This window comes from Coleofasciculus sp. F4-SAH-05, assembly GCF_040222985.1.
Classification (GTDB): Bacteria; Cyanobacteriota; Cyanobacteriia; order Cyanobacteriales; family Coleofasciculaceae; genus Coleofasciculus; species Coleofasciculus chthonoplastes.
This window is the reverse complement of the sequence record NZ_JAVKBY010000241.1, coordinates 35,508-51,089: the sequence shown is the minus strand read 5'-3', so window position 1 is coordinate 51,089 and position 15,582 is coordinate 35,508. Positions and strand designations below refer to the sequence as shown.

The 15,582-nt window shown below is 46.9% G+C and carries 9 protein-coding genes and 1 tRNA gene; 7 read left to right on the top strand and 3 right to left on the bottom strand.

Annotated features, from left to right (window positions below; genetic code table 11):
• Positions 1–106: 106 nt before the first annotated feature.
• The 3 genes from RIG27_RS29510 to RIG27_RS29500 all read left to right on the top strand — a co-directional run bounded on the left by RIG27_RS29510 (position 107) and on the right by RIG27_RS29500 (position 3,313).
• The gene (locus RIG27_RS29510; protein ID WP_446350676.1) at positions 107–1,282 is read left to right on the top strand and encodes a DNA cytosine methyltransferase; all 1,176 of its coding nucleotides are present in this window, start codon (positions 107–109) and stop codon (positions 1,280–1,282) included.
• Complete coding sequence (locus RIG27_RS29505) at positions 1,272–1,490, top strand: hypothetical protein (RefSeq protein ID WP_446350675.1); 219 nt, start codon at positions 1,272–1,274, stop codon at positions 1,488–1,490. Before RIG27_RS29510 ends, RIG27_RS29505 begins: the two co-directional genes overlap by 11 nt.
• Before the next feature lie 449 nt (positions 1,491–1,939).
• On the top strand, positions 1,940–3,313 hold the full coding sequence (locus tag RIG27_RS29500) for an ATP-binding protein (RefSeq protein WP_446350674.1): 1,374 nt from the start codon (positions 1,940–1,942) through the stop codon (positions 3,311–3,313).
• A 15-nt stretch (positions 3,314–3,328) separates the two neighbouring features.
• Here the strand turns inward: RIG27_RS29500 and RIG27_RS29495 are convergent, their stop codons facing one another.
• Positions 3,329–4,453, bottom strand: a complete 1,125-nt coding sequence (locus RIG27_RS29495) for a hypothetical protein (RefSeq protein ID WP_446350673.1) — start codon at positions 4,451–4,453, stop codon at positions 3,329–3,331.
• Positions 4,454–4,798: 345 nt separating this feature from the next.
• On the opposite strand from RIG27_RS29495, the gene RIG27_RS29490 reads away from it, so the two are divergent.
• A complete protein-coding gene (locus RIG27_RS29490) occupies positions 4,799–9,115 on the top strand; it encodes an nSTAND1 domain-containing NTPase (RefSeq protein ID WP_446350672.1) in 4,317 nt (1,438 codons plus the stop codon).
• A gap of 304 nt (positions 9,116–9,419) precedes the next feature.
• On the opposite strand, the gene RIG27_RS29485 is transcribed toward RIG27_RS29490, so the two are convergent.
• Positions 9,420–9,644 (bottom strand): hypothetical protein, encoded by a 225-nt coding sequence (locus RIG27_RS29485; RefSeq protein WP_446350671.1) that lies wholly within the window; start codon positions 9,642–9,644, stop codon positions 9,420–9,422.
• 14 nt (positions 9,645–9,658) lie between these two features.
• On the opposite strand from RIG27_RS29485, the gene RIG27_RS29480 reads away from it, so the two are divergent.
• The 3 genes from RIG27_RS29480 (at position 9,659) to RIG27_RS29470 (ending at position 15,309) form a co-directional block, all read left to right on the top strand.
• The gene (locus RIG27_RS29480; RefSeq protein ID WP_446350670.1) at positions 9,659–11,149 is read left to right on the top strand and encodes a Ycf66 family protein; all 1,491 of its coding nucleotides are present in this window, start codon (positions 9,659–9,661) and stop codon (positions 11,147–11,149) included.
• 484 nt (positions 11,150–11,633) lie between these two features.
• Positions 11,634–15,137 (top strand): isoleucine--tRNA ligase, encoded by a 3,504-nt coding sequence (gene ileS / locus RIG27_RS29475; RefSeq protein ID WP_446350669.1) that lies wholly within the window; start codon positions 11,634–11,636, stop codon positions 15,135–15,137.
• 1 nt (position 15,138) lies between these two features.
• The gene (locus tag RIG27_RS29470) at positions 15,139–15,309 is read left to right on the top strand and encodes a hypothetical protein (protein WP_446350668.1); all 171 of its coding nucleotides are present in this window, start codon (positions 15,139–15,141) and stop codon (positions 15,307–15,309) included.
• 175 nt (positions 15,310–15,484) lie between these two features.
• Here RIG27_RS29470 and RIG27_RS29465 read toward each other — a convergent pair.
• Positions 15,485–15,556: transfer RNA gene (locus RIG27_RS29465), tRNA-Gln, on the bottom strand.
• Positions 15,557–15,582 lie beyond the last annotated feature (26 nt).

Sequence of the window (15,582 nt, the reverse complement as noted above, 5' to 3'; positions counted from 1 at the left end):
AAGACTCACGATTGAATGACACAGATTAAGTAGGTTGGTGGAAATAAACTCGACTATATTAAGTTATGTCAACAAACCTCAAACCTTTACAAATGACAAGTGACAAATGACAAATGACATCTGTACAACCGTTGAGTTATTTTGCGGGATTGGAGGATTCCGGATTGCGGCGAATCAGAGAAATATAGGCACAATCTGGACAAATGATCGTTGTCCGAAAGCCTGTCAAGTATACCGCGATCGCTTTGGAAAGGCACAATTACATCAGGGTGATATTTATCAACGAGTTGATAAAATTCCGCCTCATGATCTGTTAACGGCTGGTTTTCCCTGTCAACCGTTTAGTAGTGCTGGCAAAAAAAAGGGAGTGCGAGATCCACGCGGTCATATTTTTCAAGTGATTATTGAGGTTTTGCAAAGACACAAGCCCAGGTTTTTTATCTTAGAGAATGTCAAACGTTTGCTGTCGATGGAGGAAGGGACTCATTTCGCCACGATACTCAATGAGTTAGCTCATTTGGACTATACGATTGAGTGGCGTTTGGTTAACGCTATGCATTTCGGTTTACCCCAAAATCGTCAACGAGTTGTCATCCTGGGAAGCTTAGAAAAGGATACAAAGGATAATTTTCCCAATATCAGACTTGCCTCAACTGAAAATATCGCTGAGTTATCCGACTCAACGTTTCAAACCCTGAATAATATTGAACAATGGACAACAATAAACGACCATAGCAATAGATTTTCAACTTGGGGATTAGCCAAAATAGGTCGTTTTTTCGGCTACAATTTTGCCCAATTTTATCCAGTTACACCGATTGTCCCATTACGGGCAATTCTTGAGTCAGATGTCGATTGCCAATTTGATTTTACTGAGTCTACGTTAAACCGTTTACAAACCAGTACCCCAGTTAATGATTTTGTCCAAGGTGTACAAATTCTCTACAATCAAAGTGGGGGAGCGCGAATGGGTTACACTGTATTTGGTATTGATGGTGTTGCACCAACACTTACCTCAACAACGAGTCGCCACTATGAGCGCTATAAAATTGGTAATCAGTTCCGCCGTCTGACTAATGTAGAATATGCTCGCATTCAGGGCTTTCCAGATGAACATTGTGCGGGGATATCTATCTATGATCAATATGCTCTTTTCGGAAATGCCATTCCCCCGGTTATGGCTGGGTGGGTTATGGATTGTATCTTAGCAAATAAGATCGTCCAACTCAAAACACCTAAATTTGAACAACTATCACTTTTCTCTCTAACTGATGCTTGCTAAAGAAGAATTAGGGCTTGCTGAATTAATCGGCAAGCTATACTATACAAGGGTTTCAAACCATTTTTTTATCCAACAAGTGCAAAGTTTTTACACCCTTACACTCTTGCATTATGAGATTTTCGCCGACCTAAACGCCGAATTTTACATCAACAGAGGGTTGAAACTATTGCCCATTGCCTATGAAACACCGAGCGAAGCGTTCGACTGAACTTCGACAGGCTCAGTTGCCGCGCGGTTCGGCTGAGCGCTCACCGTCGAAGCCTCACGCCGAAGTCCGAGGTGTTCCCTATTGCCTCTCCCCACCACAAGACTTATTCAGCAGATCATAATTACGTGCCAGATTAAGAGGAGAATTTAAAGTTTGTTTGTAGGGGCGGGTTTGACTGTTATCGGATAGAAATAAACCTAGATATTGAAAAACCCGCCCTTCCCCAAGGTATCATCTATCAGCAAAAGTATAGGTTGATGGCGCACGTCGGCAAAGGGCGCACGTCGGTGCGCCCCTACAATGTACGAACCTAATTATTATCATCAAATTAGGGCGATATAATTTCAGTCGCGTTTTTGGTATGACTCAATCTTGATAAGGAGTAAACTAAAGTATCCCTGACTCAATCCTTGGGCTTGGGATAAGGTTACAGCTAAATCTCAAATAGTATGAGTGTAGATTTACTGACATTTTTTAAGGCGACAAATCCCGGTCAGACGATTAATATCGCTGATCCTGAAGATCGCAAATACTATATCGACTTTTCTCCGGTTCGCGGTGGGACGATTATTGAGGAGTTGAAGGAAAATATTACCATATTCTATGCCAATCAGCCAAGTTGTGATTTGTTTACTGGACATATCGGTTGTGGCAAATCCACGGAGTTACTGCGGCTAAAGGCGGAATTGGAGGCGGAGGGGTTCCATGTTGTTTATTTTGAGTCGAGTGATGACTTGGAAATGGCAGATGTGGATATTGCGGATGTGTTACTGGCGATCGCACGGCGGATTAGTCAGAGTCTGGAAGATCTTGCGATCGCGGAACCCCAGGGATTGAAGCGGTTGCTGAAACGGACGGCGGAACTGTTGCAGACGGAGTATGATTTATCGGAGGTGGAGTTAGGCTTGCCGAAAATGCCAGGGGTTCCCGATGTAAAGATGAAGGCGAATGACAAAGGGGCGTTGTCTTTGGCGTTTGGGATTGGTAAGATTACCGCTAAAGCGCGAGCAGATTCGGGATTGCGAGAACGACTGAATCAGTTTCTGGGACCTAAGAAAGCCGAGTTATTAGCGGCGATTAATCAGGAATTGATTGAACCTGCGATCGCGCAGTTGCAACAGCAGGGGAAACAAGGATTAGTCGTGATTGTCGATAACTTGGATCGGATTGAGGGTCAAACCAAAGGTTGGGGGAGATCGCAACAGGAATATATTTTTATTGATCAGGCGGAATATTTGCAAAAGTTTAATTGCCATGTCGTTTATACCATGCCCTTGGCGTTAAAGTTTGCTGATACCTATGCGCGGTTAACCCAACGATACAAGGAAGAACCCAAAGTTTTGCCCATGGTACAGGTGCAGCAAGTAGATGGGAGTGACTGCGAGGAGGGGATGGCGTTACTGCGACAGATGGTATTGGCGCGGGCGTTGCCGGATTTGGACGAACAAGGGCGGTTAAATCGGGTAAATGACATTTTTGACCATCCGGAGAGTTTAGACCGCTTGTGTCGCGTCAGTGGCGGTCATGTGCGGGATTTATTACAACTGTTGATCCAGTGGTTGAAGAAGGATCTCAAACAAGGGCGGTTGACTCGTGAAACGTTGGAGGGTTTGATTCGTAGTCGTCGTAATGAAATGACGCTTACCATTGATGATCACGAATGGGCGTTATTGCGGAAAGTCCGGGAACGGAAGAAGGTTAGTGGGGATGATGGGTATCAGAAATTAATTTACAGTCGGTTGGTGTTTGAATATCGCGATCGCGGCGAGTCTTGGTTTGATATTAATCCGGTTTTGACAGAGGCTAAGGAGTTAAGGGGATGAGTCATTTGTCCTTTGTCATTCGTCATTTGTATTTGGGGCAAATTGTTCTAACAATTGCTCACGGGAAAGGGTAGTTAGTAGGGGAGTTAATTCTTGGGAAGGTAATTGTAACATTGATGCGATCGCACTCGCTAATTCGGGGTCAAGTTCTCCAAATCGTACTCTCAGAAACCGTCCTACAGCTTCTTGTCTTGAGGTTTCGTCTCGCATTGGCAGATTACCAAACCACAGTAACAGTTCCTCTCGTTCAAGGTTAAATAACAGCCGAGTCAACTCCTGAGGGGGTAACTGTAACATGGGCGCGATCGCACTCACTAAGTCTGGGTCAAGTTCACCAAATCGCACTCGGAGAAAGTTTTCCGCCATTTGGCGTTGTCCTTCAAGTCTGCCTTCAAGTTTGCCTTCTTGTATCCCCTCTCGCTTGCCTTGTTCTAAGGTTTCTTCTTGCCATTTTAAGTAAGCTGGTGATAAGTTCATGAGCAATTCCCTGTCCTGTTCACTTAAATTGTCGCTTTCGTTGATCGTGATACGCCAGTTTGCCAGAATCTGTAAAATTGTCTGCCGATAGGGGTTCTGTTGGGGTAAAGCGACCAATTCATCGATCGCTTGCTTCTGAGTTCCGCGTTTTCCCAAAACCCTTAACCATAGTGTATCTTCAGTGACGGGCAGTTGGTTGATGGCGATTAATCCTGTTTTCAGGAACTCTGGCATAAAATATACACCGTCTCCCCAGTTTCCTGACTGCTTCAGTCTTGCACCAAATCCGTTTAATAATCTTGTGGAACAAGAGGGTGAGAGAATCCACAAGTGGGGCCAATCGGTTTCGGGAAATGAAGTCCGTTCTCGTCTGGCTTTTCGCCGCATTTCACTGCGTACTGAGTTTAACTTGCTTTGGCAGTCGAGTACCTCGGCGGGGCTGGGTGGATTGCGGAAGGGTTCTAATAGACAGGCGGTTGTTGCCATTCGTCCCAGTAATCCGAGGTTTTCGGGTGCTGTTGCTGGTGATGGTGTTGGCACAAACCAAACATCAACTTGGCGGATTTCGGGGGATATTTCCCGACTGGTTTCGACGTTTCCTAGAGGGGCTAATAATTCCTCTAGGTATTGCTTGGCAAATTGATCGTGAGGCTTTCGTGTCATTCAAGTTTAAAATAGCGATGTGTTTGTTAAGTCACTGGTTTTGATTCTTTATTGTGGCGTATTTTGACGCCTTTTTGTCATCGTTTTGTAATAAATTGAGGTATAAGGATTTCGCTATTCTAGAACCATACGGTTTAAATGATGAACTGATGAGGATTGGACTTAACCGCCGAGACTGCTGTAGGGGCGACCCGCTTGGATTAATGAACAACTCAATTCCACTCAATTTACTCGGGTCGCCCTTTGCTTAATCTATGTCAGATAATATTGCTTAGAATTTGAGGGTAAGTGTTGAGGCGATGATGGCGCTAAAGCGCAACTACAAGCGCAACTACGAACAAAACGATGTCGCAGCTACCTGATATTACACCGGAGAATAAGACGGAATTAGAGGAACTGGCGTTGACGCTGGACGCCTTTCAGGGTAAGTTTTTGCTGATTTTTGCTCGATGTAATTATGACAGAGTGCGATCGCGTCTGATTCAATGTCTCCAAGATTCTTCTCCTCTGAACATTCGCACGATTACGCTGAACCCTGATGATACGGCGCTATATCAACGAATTCAGACGGAGTTGCAGGGGGAAAATTCAAAGCCTCTCTCTTCGCAGGAGAGAGGTTTGGAGAGAGGTTTTCCAGATCCTGTGAACAGTCAGGATAAACCGGGGGCGCTGATGGTTTTGGGGTTGGAGTCGGTGCTATCCCTGGAGAGGATGTTGGCGGGGGCGGATTTGGTGCGGGAAGAGTTTCGTCACCATTGTCCGTTTCCGGTGGTGGTTTGGGTGACGGATTCGGTGAAGGCGCAATGGATGCAGTTTGCCCGAAATTTGGAAAGTTGGGGGGTGAGTAGCCAGTTTACGATTAGCCGTGGGGAGTTGGCGGCGTTTATTAAAGATAAAGCAGATCAATGGTTGGCGGATGGGTTGAATTTAACCGATACGGAGTGCATTGAACTTAGGGCGGAATTAGAGGCGGCTGAAGGGGAATTACAGGTAGAGGATAAGGGGTTAGAACCGGAATTAGCGGCGGCGTTATTCACAGTATTGGGGGTTTGTCAAGAGCAACAGGGAGATATTCAGGCGGCGATTACTAATTATGAGCAAGCGTTGGTACGTTGGCAGGAATTACAGCGTTTCGACTATCAAGGAATCGTTTTAAAGGAGATAGTTTATGGTTATTTCTGCCAAATTAATCGGATTCAACCTGCGACAATTTCTAGTGATGAATATAATCAGATTCAACAGAAACTTAAAGACTCTATTCAGGAAGCCTTAACTGCTTTTAATCGGGCGCAACGTCCGGATTTAATTGCTGATTCCATTGGTGTGTTTGGTCAGGTTTTGCGGGAGTTCCAGGACTGGCAACAATTACAAGAGTTGGCGGAACAGGCGTTGGCGTTTGACCAAGGGGAAAATCGACGGGATAAACTGGCGTTGGATTATACGTTTTTGGCGGATGTTGCGTTGGCTAAAGAACGTTGGCAAGACGCGAAGGAGTTAGCGGAAGCGGCGTTAAATCAGGTTGAGACAATTGCGCCTGGGGAAGAGATAGAGGTAAAAAGTAGATGCTATTGGATTAAAGCGCGATCGCACGTTAATTTAGGTCAATGTTCTGCCGCGATTGAACAGTTAGAATTTGCCCATGGGATGAGTCAACCGTTATCCAATCCTCGGCTTTATTTGGATATTTTAGCGGATTTACATGATCTCTATTGGCAGACAAAAGATTATCTGAAAGCTTTTAAAATTAAGCAGGAACGGCAAACCGTTGAAACCCAATTAGGATTAAGAGCGTTTATTGGTGCCAGTCGCGTTCCATCGATTGTTGGGGCAAACCTCTCTCCAAACCTCTCTCCTGCAAGGAGAGAGGCTTTGAATACTTCACATTTTGTCCGGAATACTCCACATTCTGTCCTAAATCCTCCACATTCCGTCCTGAATACTTCCCCTTCCCTCTTGAATACTCCCCCTTCCCTTGCAGGGAAGGGGGCTGGGGGGTTAGGTTTCATCGCCCCAGAAATTATCGCTTCAGGCTGGGAAAAAGATGTGCGAGAATTAGTCGAACGAGTGCAGCGTTCTGATCATAAAGTTATTGTCATTTACGGTTATTCTGGCGTAGGCAAAAGTTCTTTATTCAATGCAGGACTCATACCAACTCTACACCATACTACCGCCAGTGGACAACGCATCATCCCAATTTTGAGCCAAGTTTATACCGATTGGGAACGAGAATTAGGACAGCAATTAACCGCCGCGCTAGAAACACAAAATATTTCTATCATTCAACCCCTTGATTCTAAAACTGCAATTTTAGCCGCCTTGCGCCAGAGTGAAACCCAGCAGGTGCGAATTGTGTTAATCTTTGACCAGTTTGAGGAATTCTTTTTTGTTACCGATGACAAAGGTTGCAAGAATAAAATATTTGAAACTGATTTTTTTGAGTTTTTAGGTCAGTGTTTAGACATTTTGTCCCTGACGGTTATTTTTTCTATTCGCAGAGATTACCTCCATTATTTAGTAGACCAACCCGGAATGGCAAATTATGACCTGTTGAGTAAGAATATTCTCTATAAAATTTCTAACTTAACCCCAGAGGAAGCCCAAAACCTAATTGTACAACTCACCGAGCGGTCTAATTTTAAGTTGGAAGCGGCGTTAATTGAACAACTGGTTAAGGATTTAGCTGGAGATTATAAGAAAGTACGCCCGATTGAGTTACAGGTAGTCGGGGCGCAACTGCAAGCGGAGGGGATTAGAACGTTAGCAGATTATCAACAGTTTGGTACAAAGGAAGAATTAGTGCTGCGCTATCTGGCGGAAGTGGTGGAGGATTGTGGGGAGGAGAATCAGCAAATAGCGGAATTGCTGTTGTATTTGTTGACCGATGAGAAAGAGCGGCGATTGCTGAAAACTCGTGGGGAGTTGGAGGAAGATTTAAAGGATTTTGTCACAGTAGCGGCGAGTCAGTTGGATTTAATTTTAGAGATTTTAGTGTTATCGGGGTTAGTTTTTGTGGTTCCCGATACGCCGGATGACCGTTATCAGTTGGTACATGATTATTTAGTGTCCTTTATTCGCCAGCAGCAAGAGCCAAAGATACAAGAAATTATTGCTCAATTGAATCGGGAACGGGAACAGCGTCAGCAGTTAGAGCTGAGTATTGAACAGATGCGGGGAGAGTTAAGCCTGGTTCAAGGGGAACGAGAACGGGTGATGGTGGAGGTGGAACAAGCGGAGCAAACCAAGCAGGAATTAGCCGCAGAAAATCGGAAAGTATCGCGGCGAGTGCGTGTGGGTTCAGTGGTATTGGTATTGACAGTAATCAGCGCCGGATTTGCTTTAGCTTGGACAGGAAAAGCGAATAAACAAATTGAAGAAGCCCTGAAAGGAACGGAACTTGAACGGCGCGGCACAATAGCCCTACGGCAATTTAACTATACCCAAATTCCGGCATTACTCACCGCCATGGAAGCGGGTAAAGAGCTAAAAGCCTTGGTGAAAGACCGACCGATTAATCAGTATCCCGCCTATAGTCTCCTCTCCGCACTGCAACAGATTTTGGATCAAATCCGTGAGCGAAATCAACTGCGTGGTCATGAATCTGCGGTTTGGAGTGTTAGCTTTAGCCCTGATGGAGAGCAAATTGCTAGCGCTTCATATGACGGAACCGTGCGCTTGTGGGATAAAAATGGCAAAGAATTAGCCGTCCTTCGCGGTCATCAAGATCGGGTTTGGAGTGTCAGGTTTAGCCCCGATGGAGAGAAAATTGCTAGCGCTTCGGAGGACAAAACCGTGCGGTTGTGGGATGAAAATAGAGCCGAATTAGCGATCCTGCGCGGTCATAAATTTTGGGTTAATAGTGTTATTTTTAGCCCCGATGGGAAGCAAATTGCTAGCGCTTCGGAGGACAAAACCGTGCGGTTGTGGGATAAAAAGGGAGCCGAATTAGCCGTCCTTCGCGGTCATGAATCTTGGGTGTGGAGTATTAGCTTTAGTCCCAATGGAGAGAAAATTGCTAGCGCTTCGGAGGACAAAACCGTGCGGTTGTGGGATAAAAAGGGAACCGAATTAGCTGTTATGCGCGGTCATGAATCTTGGGTTAGGAGTATCAACTTTAGCCCCGATGGAAAGCAAATTGCTGGCGCTTCATCTGACGGAACGGTGAGGTTGTGGGATGAAAATGGCAAAGAATTAGCCGTCCTTCGCGGTCATGAAGATTCGGTTAGGACTGTCAGCTTTAGCCCCGATGGAGCGAAAATTGCTAGTGCTTCGGAGGACGGAACCGTGCGCTTGTGGGATGAAAATGGCAAAAAATTAGCCGTCCTTCGCGGTCATCAAGCTCCGGTTTGGAGTGTCAGGTTTAGCCCCGATGGAGAGAAAATTGCTAGCGCTTCGGAGGACGGAACCGTGCGCTTGTGGGATGAAAAGGGAGCCGAATTAGCCGTCCTTCGCGGTCATGAATTTTCGGTTAATAGTGTTAGCTTTAGCCCCGATGGGAAGCAAATTGCTAGCGCTTCATTAGACGGAACCGTGCGCTTGTGGCGGGTGGAGACGTTAGACGACTTGCTGGTTCGCGGTTGCGACTGGTTGCGGGACTATCTCAGAACTCATCCCGATGTCAGCGATATTAATAAATTTTGTGCAGGGGAATTAGAGAGGAGGTAGAGTGTTAAATTAGAGGGATTTTTCTCCCAAACACCCCTCTGAGCGACGCGATCGCACTCGACCTGTTGAGAATGAGAATAAGGATAGGCTTTATCAGTGTAGGTTGAGTCAACCCTGAACCCTGCACCTTTCCAAAGTGCGGTTGAAGTAATAAATTAGAATGTTTGTATCCAAAAGATAACTATTATTCATTCCATTCTTGATTAACATCTCTTTGAACACTTATTTTAGCCAAAATAGCCATGTAGGATGGCAAAGGTTGTCAACCGGAAAATGCTGATAGTAGGGTGGGTTTCGACTTCGCTCAACCCACCCGTATACCAGTCAGTACCATGGGTTTGTCATCAGCGATGGGACTTGAATCGGGCGCAAGGATGATACCCCGACAAGGTGGTGAATAAACCGGAGCTTGTAACATCTCGTTACAATGGACTTGGCGCGATCGCACTCGACCTGCTGAAAATAATAAGGATAGAGTTAAGGGTTCCTCTAACCCTATACCCTCTACAATGATGAACGTCTGTTTCAAGGAGTATCCGCCTCATGTTGCCATACGTCCTCGCGTTGGTTATCGGTCTTGGTAGCTTTGCCTATTACATGGCAGCATTCTTTTTTCCCGAAGTCCACCGCAAAAGCGACTTCTTCTGGAGTGGTGTCGGATTTTTCTACGCCCTCGTCTTGTGGGTATGTGCAGGGCGGATTACCGGGGCGGTACTCCTGAGTCAAATCGCCAGTGTATCCCTGTTGGGGTGGTTAGGCTGGCAAACCCTGATGATGCGGCGACAGTTGGCTTTACCTGAAGCCCAAACCGAAATTTCGCCCCAAGTTCAGGAAAAAATAGCTAGTTCTGGGATGTTCCAACTGGCAAAAAACCTAGTGGTTCAACCCGTCGCCCGGGTGTTCCGTAGAAAACCCGTTACGCCAACCCCAGTCGTGACTGAACCGGAACCTGTGACAGAACCCGCCGCGCCAGAGACGGAAATCGCCCCAGCCAAAACGGAAATTGGCGAATCCTTCCCTGGAACAGTTACGGAAATAACCGAGGAAGTGCAACCGCCATCGGAAGAACGCGATGTCCCCGTCGCCTCTCCCACGGAGGTAAGCGAGGAAACCCCAGCGGAAACCCCAGCGGAAACCCTAGAGGAACCCGTAATGGCGGATATCACCGAACCGACTCAAGTCAGGGAAACAGTAGAAACAACACCAACTGAACGGGTTGAGGAACCCGCTGAGGAAACAACCCCGCCAGAACAGATAGGGGAATTTGCCCCAGACGAGTCTCCAACCCAGACACCCCTAGAAGAATGGACATTAACAGAGACATCTGTAGCCGAGACACCCCTAGAGGAACAGACGTTAACCGAGACACCTGTAGCCGAGACACCCCTAGAGGAACAGACGTTAACTGATACACCTGTAGCCGAAACACCCACCAAACCAGTCCAGAAACCAACCAAACAAAGTCAGGGAATTAGTGGCTTTTTCAATAATCTCTTGGGCAAAGGTAAGGAAAAACCCGCTAAAACGAAGGAACCTGAGACAGTATCAGAAGATATTTCCACTTCACCCGCACCAGAAATCTCTGAATCTAGTCCGCCAGACACCCCACTCGACGCTTCCCCAACTCCGACTCAGGATATAGAAGAAACAGCCGCACCGGAGGAAACCCTAGCCGACGAAACCCCAGCGGAAACCCAAACCGTTGACGTTACCCCAGCAGCAGAAACACCAACAACTGAACCGGAACTCACTCAGAACCCAGACATCCAACCCCCAGAAACCCCCGAAGAATCAGCAACTGAGACGACTCAACCCGCTGACTCAGAACCCCTGATGCGCCCGAATCCGCCTGAACCCGAACAGGTAGACGCCGCGAACCAATCCCCGGAACCGGAATCAGATGAGTCTCCAGACATCTCAGTCGCAGATATTGCCCCAGAATCGCCATTATCACCCCCCGCTGAACCCATAGGTGAGGGTGACGCCAAAACCCGACAATCTCAAGATTCAGAAAATTCTCCCCAGTCAAGTTGAACAAAAGTTGAGCGCAGTCCCCATCTAAAATCGCAAGATTTAGGTGGGGGAAAGCGAAACACTAACAATTTTGGTATAATTCCGACAGGTACGGCGGCATTTATTTGTTCGGCACGACCAAAAGAACCTAGAAAACTTAAGATTAGGGGGTTCCAGTAGAGATTATTTGTTACAATAACGCATCTACTGGGTAGAAATCTTAGTGCGTTTTTATGGCTTTTCAGTCTTAACTCCGATTCAGAAATGGCGAGGAGGGGCATAAAGGACCCAAGTTCCTGATGTCCACCGAGAACAGCGGCTCTTCGTGGTAACAGCAGGGGAGAATCCCCAACTAATTGCCAGCAATCTAGTTGGGGTCTGTTCAAAGGATGGCAAATTCTCACCCATAATGTAGGGATAGATAAAGCTGCTTATTGTAAAAAGGGATAATTGGGAAAAATCCCAACTCCCCCATCCGTACAACCACTAGCCCATAGGTCGAACTGTGACAGAAGCTAAATCCTACAAAGACACCGTAAATCTGCCCCAAACCCAATTTAGTATGCGGGCAAACGCGGTCAAACGGGAACCGGAACTGCAACAATTTTGGCAAGACCAACAAATCTATCAGCGACTGTCACAGACAAATCCCGGTGATATTTTTGTTCTCCACGATGGTCCCCCCTACGCGAATGGGGCTTTACATATTGGACACGCCCTAAATAAAATTCTTAAAGATATCATCAATAAGTATAAGCTGCTGCAAGGGTATAAAGTTCGCTACGTCCCCGGCTGGGATTGCCATGGCTTACCCATTGAACTGAAAGTCCTGCAAGCCATGGACTCTGAAGAACGCCAAGCCCTAACCCCGATAAAACTGCGGCGCAAAGCCCGAAAATTTGCCCTGAAAACGGTTGATCAGCAGCGCCAAGGGTTTCAACGGTATGGTGTATGGGGAGACTGGGATCATCCTTACCTGACCTTAACTCCAGAATACGAAGCCGCCCAAATTGGCGTATTTGGTCAGATGGTGCTAAAAGGGTATATCTATCGGGGCATGAAGCCCGTTCATTGGAGTCCCAGTTCCCAAACTGCCTTGGCAGAAGCGGAGTTAGAATATCCAGAAGGACATACCTCCCGCAGTCTTTATGCCGCATTTCCCCTGACCAAAGCCACCGACTCGGTGGAAGCAAAGCTAAAACCCTATTTAGTAGATTTGGGTGTGGCTATCTGGACAACCACCCCCTGGACAATTCCCGGTAACTTAGCCGTGGCGGTGAATCCCGAACTCACCTACGCCGTCGTGGAAGTGTCGGAGAAATCAGCCAGTCAGGAGGTGGAGAAATCCTCGAAACCCAGTAATACAAAGGCAAAAGGATTTGCCCCCACTCAAGACGAGGAATCCCCAGAATCAGACTCCACCGACTCAGACACGGAAGCCGAAGGGTTTAAATACTTAATCGTGGCGGCGGAATTAGTCGAACGCCTCTCTCAAACCCTGGATAAAGACTTAACCGTCAAAACCACGCTGAAAGGACAGGAATTAGACCAGTGTACCTATCGCCATCCCCTGTTTGACCGAGAGAGTCCGATTGTAATTGGTGGCGATTACATTACCACAGAATCGGGAACCGGCTTAGTCCATACCGCACCCGGTCATGGTCAAGAAGATTATATCGTCGGTCAGCGCTACAATTTACCGATTATCTCTCCCGTAGATGGAAATGGAGATTTTACCACCGAAGCGGGACCCTTTGCTGGGTTAAATGTGCTGCGGAATGCGAATCCAGCGGTGATTGACGCCCTCAAAGATGTGGGTTCGTTCCTGAAAGAGGAAAACTATGTGCATAAATATCCCTACGATTGGCGCACCAAAGAACCAACTATTTTCCGGGCGACGGAACAGTGGTTTGCGTCGGTGGATGGCTTCCGGGAAGAAGTAATGAAGGCGATTCAATCCGTTAATTGGATTCCTCCCCAAGGTGAAAACCGGATTACCGCTATGGTGTCGGAACGTTCCGATTGGTGTATCTCTCGCCAACGGAGTTGGGGTGTACCGATTCCGGTGTTTTATGACGAGGAGACGAATGAACCCCTGTTGACGGAAGAAACTATTGCCCACGTCCAAAAGATTATTGCTGAAAAAGGGTCCGATGCGTGGTGGGAATTGTCTGTAACTGAATTATTGCCCGAATCCTACCAGAATAATGGTCGCACCTACCGTAAAGGAACCGATACGATGGATGTCTGGTTTGACTCCGGTTCGTCTTGGGCGGGAGTTGTCCAAGAGCGTGAGGAATTATCCTACCCTGTAGATATGTACCTGGAAGGGTCAGATCAACATCGGGGTTGGTTTCAATCCAGTATCCTCACCAGTGTGGCGACAAATGGTTGTGCGCCCTATAAATCGGTATTAACCCACGGCTTTGTTCTGGATGAACAAGGACGTAAAATGAGTAAATCTGTGGGCAATGTGGTAGACCCCGCGACGATTATTGAAGGGGGAAAGAATCATAAACAGGAACCGCCGTATGGTGCGGATTTACTGCGGCTGTGGGTGTCATCGGTGGACTATTCGGTGGATGTCCCCATTGGTCAAGGGATACTGAAACAGCTTTCCGATATTTATCGCAAGATTCGCAATACGGCGCGATTTTTATTGGGAAATCTGCATGATTTTGACCCCGCCAAAAATGCGGTGGCGTATGAACAGTTACCGGAATTAGACCGCTATATGCTGCACCGGATGACGGAGGTGTTTGGTGAGGTGACGGAGGCGTTTGAGACTTATCAGTTTTTCCGCTTCTTCCAAACAGTGCAGAATTTCTGTGTGGTGGATTTGTCCAACTTTTATTTGGATATGGCGAAAGATCGTCTTTATATTAGTCATCCGGATTCGGTACGACGACGCAGTTGTCAGACGGTATTAGCGATCGCACTGGAAAATTTAGCTCGATCGATCGCGCCTGTATTATGCCATACATCGGAAGATATCTGGCAATATCTGCCTTATCCCACTCCCTATAAATCGGTGTTTGAGTCGGGATGGGTGCAGTTAGATGAAACCTGGAAAAAGCCGGAATTGGTGGAGAAGTGGACAAGGTTACGGACTATCCGCACGGAGGTGAATAAGGTTTTAGAGCAAGCTAGGACAGAGAAGATGATAGGCTCTTCTTTAGAAGCGAAAGTGTTGCTTCATGTCCCTGATGCTCAATTACGCCAACAGTTGCGGAAATTAAACCCCAGGGGGATTCCGCGCCTGTGGTTGCAAACCCCGAAACCGGAACTGATGGTGATGGGGGAGGCACCAGAAGCCGCATTAGCTTCAGAAACTCTGTCCTCAGAGACAGGGGAACAAGAGTGGAATGTTAATCAAATTCTGTCTAATGTATTGGTGACGCTACGCCAAGTTTTCAGCGAAAATCAGCGCCTATGGTTAACGGTGGGGGTAGTGGTAGCGGTACCGATTACGTTAAAAGTAACCGCAACTGTATTAGATTCGATCGCACGTTTACCCTTATTGGCTGATATCCTACAATTGGTGGGAGTAGGCTACAGTGCTTGGTTTATCAATCGCTATTTACTCCGCGCCCCCAATCGGCAAGAATTAGCCCAGAAAGCGCGATCGCTAACAATAGAGGTATTGGGTGAAGGTTCTCCCCAAGCGGAACCCGAAACGGCGGAACCTGAAGCCGCACCCCCAGCGCCAGTACAACCCCAACCCCAACCCCAACCCAGAATTCTAGGGGAACGGTTTACGGTTCTCAGTAACGGGGTGGATGAGTTGCGCTATCTGTTCTTAGCCTCCCAAGTTGAGGTGTTAGATTCCCCGGATGCGATTGAAAATGCTGACTATCGCAGTCAGTCGGATCACGTTTGGGTAGGAGTTGTTAAAGCGGAGGGGGAAAAGTGCGATCGCTGCTGGAATTATTCACCTTTTGTGGGTAAAATTATCGAGCATTCCACCATTTGCGAACGGTGTCGGGCGGCGTTGGCGGGTCAATGGTAATTTGTCATTTGTCATTTGTCATTTGTCATTTGTCATTTGTCATTTGTCATTTGTCATTTGTCATTTGTCATTTGTCATTTGTCATTTGTCATTTGTCATTTGTCATTTGTCATTTGTCATTTGTCATTTGTCTAAGAACAGGGAACAGGGAACAGGTAAGGTAGAGTTTTGAGTTAACTTCCCCATCTCCCCCATCTCCCCCATCTTCCCCATCTTCCCCATCTTCCCCATCTTCCCCAGACTCCCGACAGCAAGCCCTAATTATCCAACTATTAATCCCCACCCTGTAAGAGAGTGGGGAATTCCGCCGAATCGATTAATCAAATTATTTTGTCGGGTAGATGCGACTGGGGTGCCAGGATTCGAACCTGGGAATGGCGGGACCAAAACCCGCTGCCTTACCGCTTGGCTACACCCCAATGTGTGTACATTGCTTATATTAGCA

Excerpts from the sequence above, each read along its gene's own strand:
- RIG27_RS29500 (WP_446350674.1), top strand. The coding sequence starts at position 1,940 with ATGAGTGTAGATTTACTGACATTTTTTAAGGCGACAAATCCCGGTCAG.
- RIG27_RS29495 (WP_446350673.1), bottom strand. The coding sequence starts at position 4,453 with ATGACACGAAAGCCTCACGATCAATTTGCCAAGCAATACCTAGAGGAA.
- RIG27_RS29480 (WP_446350670.1), top strand. The coding sequence starts at position 9,659 with ATGTTGCCATACGTCCTCGCGTTGGTTATCGGTCTTGGTAGCTTTGCC.
- RIG27_RS29490 (WP_446350672.1), top strand. The coding sequence starts at position 4,799 with ATGTCGCAGCTACCTGATATTACACCGGAGAATAAGACGGAATTAGAG.
- RIG27_RS29510 (WP_446350676.1), top strand. The coding sequence starts at position 107 with ATGACAAATGACATCTGTACAACCGTTGAGTTATTTTGCGGGATTGGA.
- RIG27_RS29505 (WP_446350675.1), top strand. The coding sequence starts at position 1,272 with ATGCTTGCTAAAGAAGAATTAGGGCTTGCTGAATTAATCGGCAAGCTA.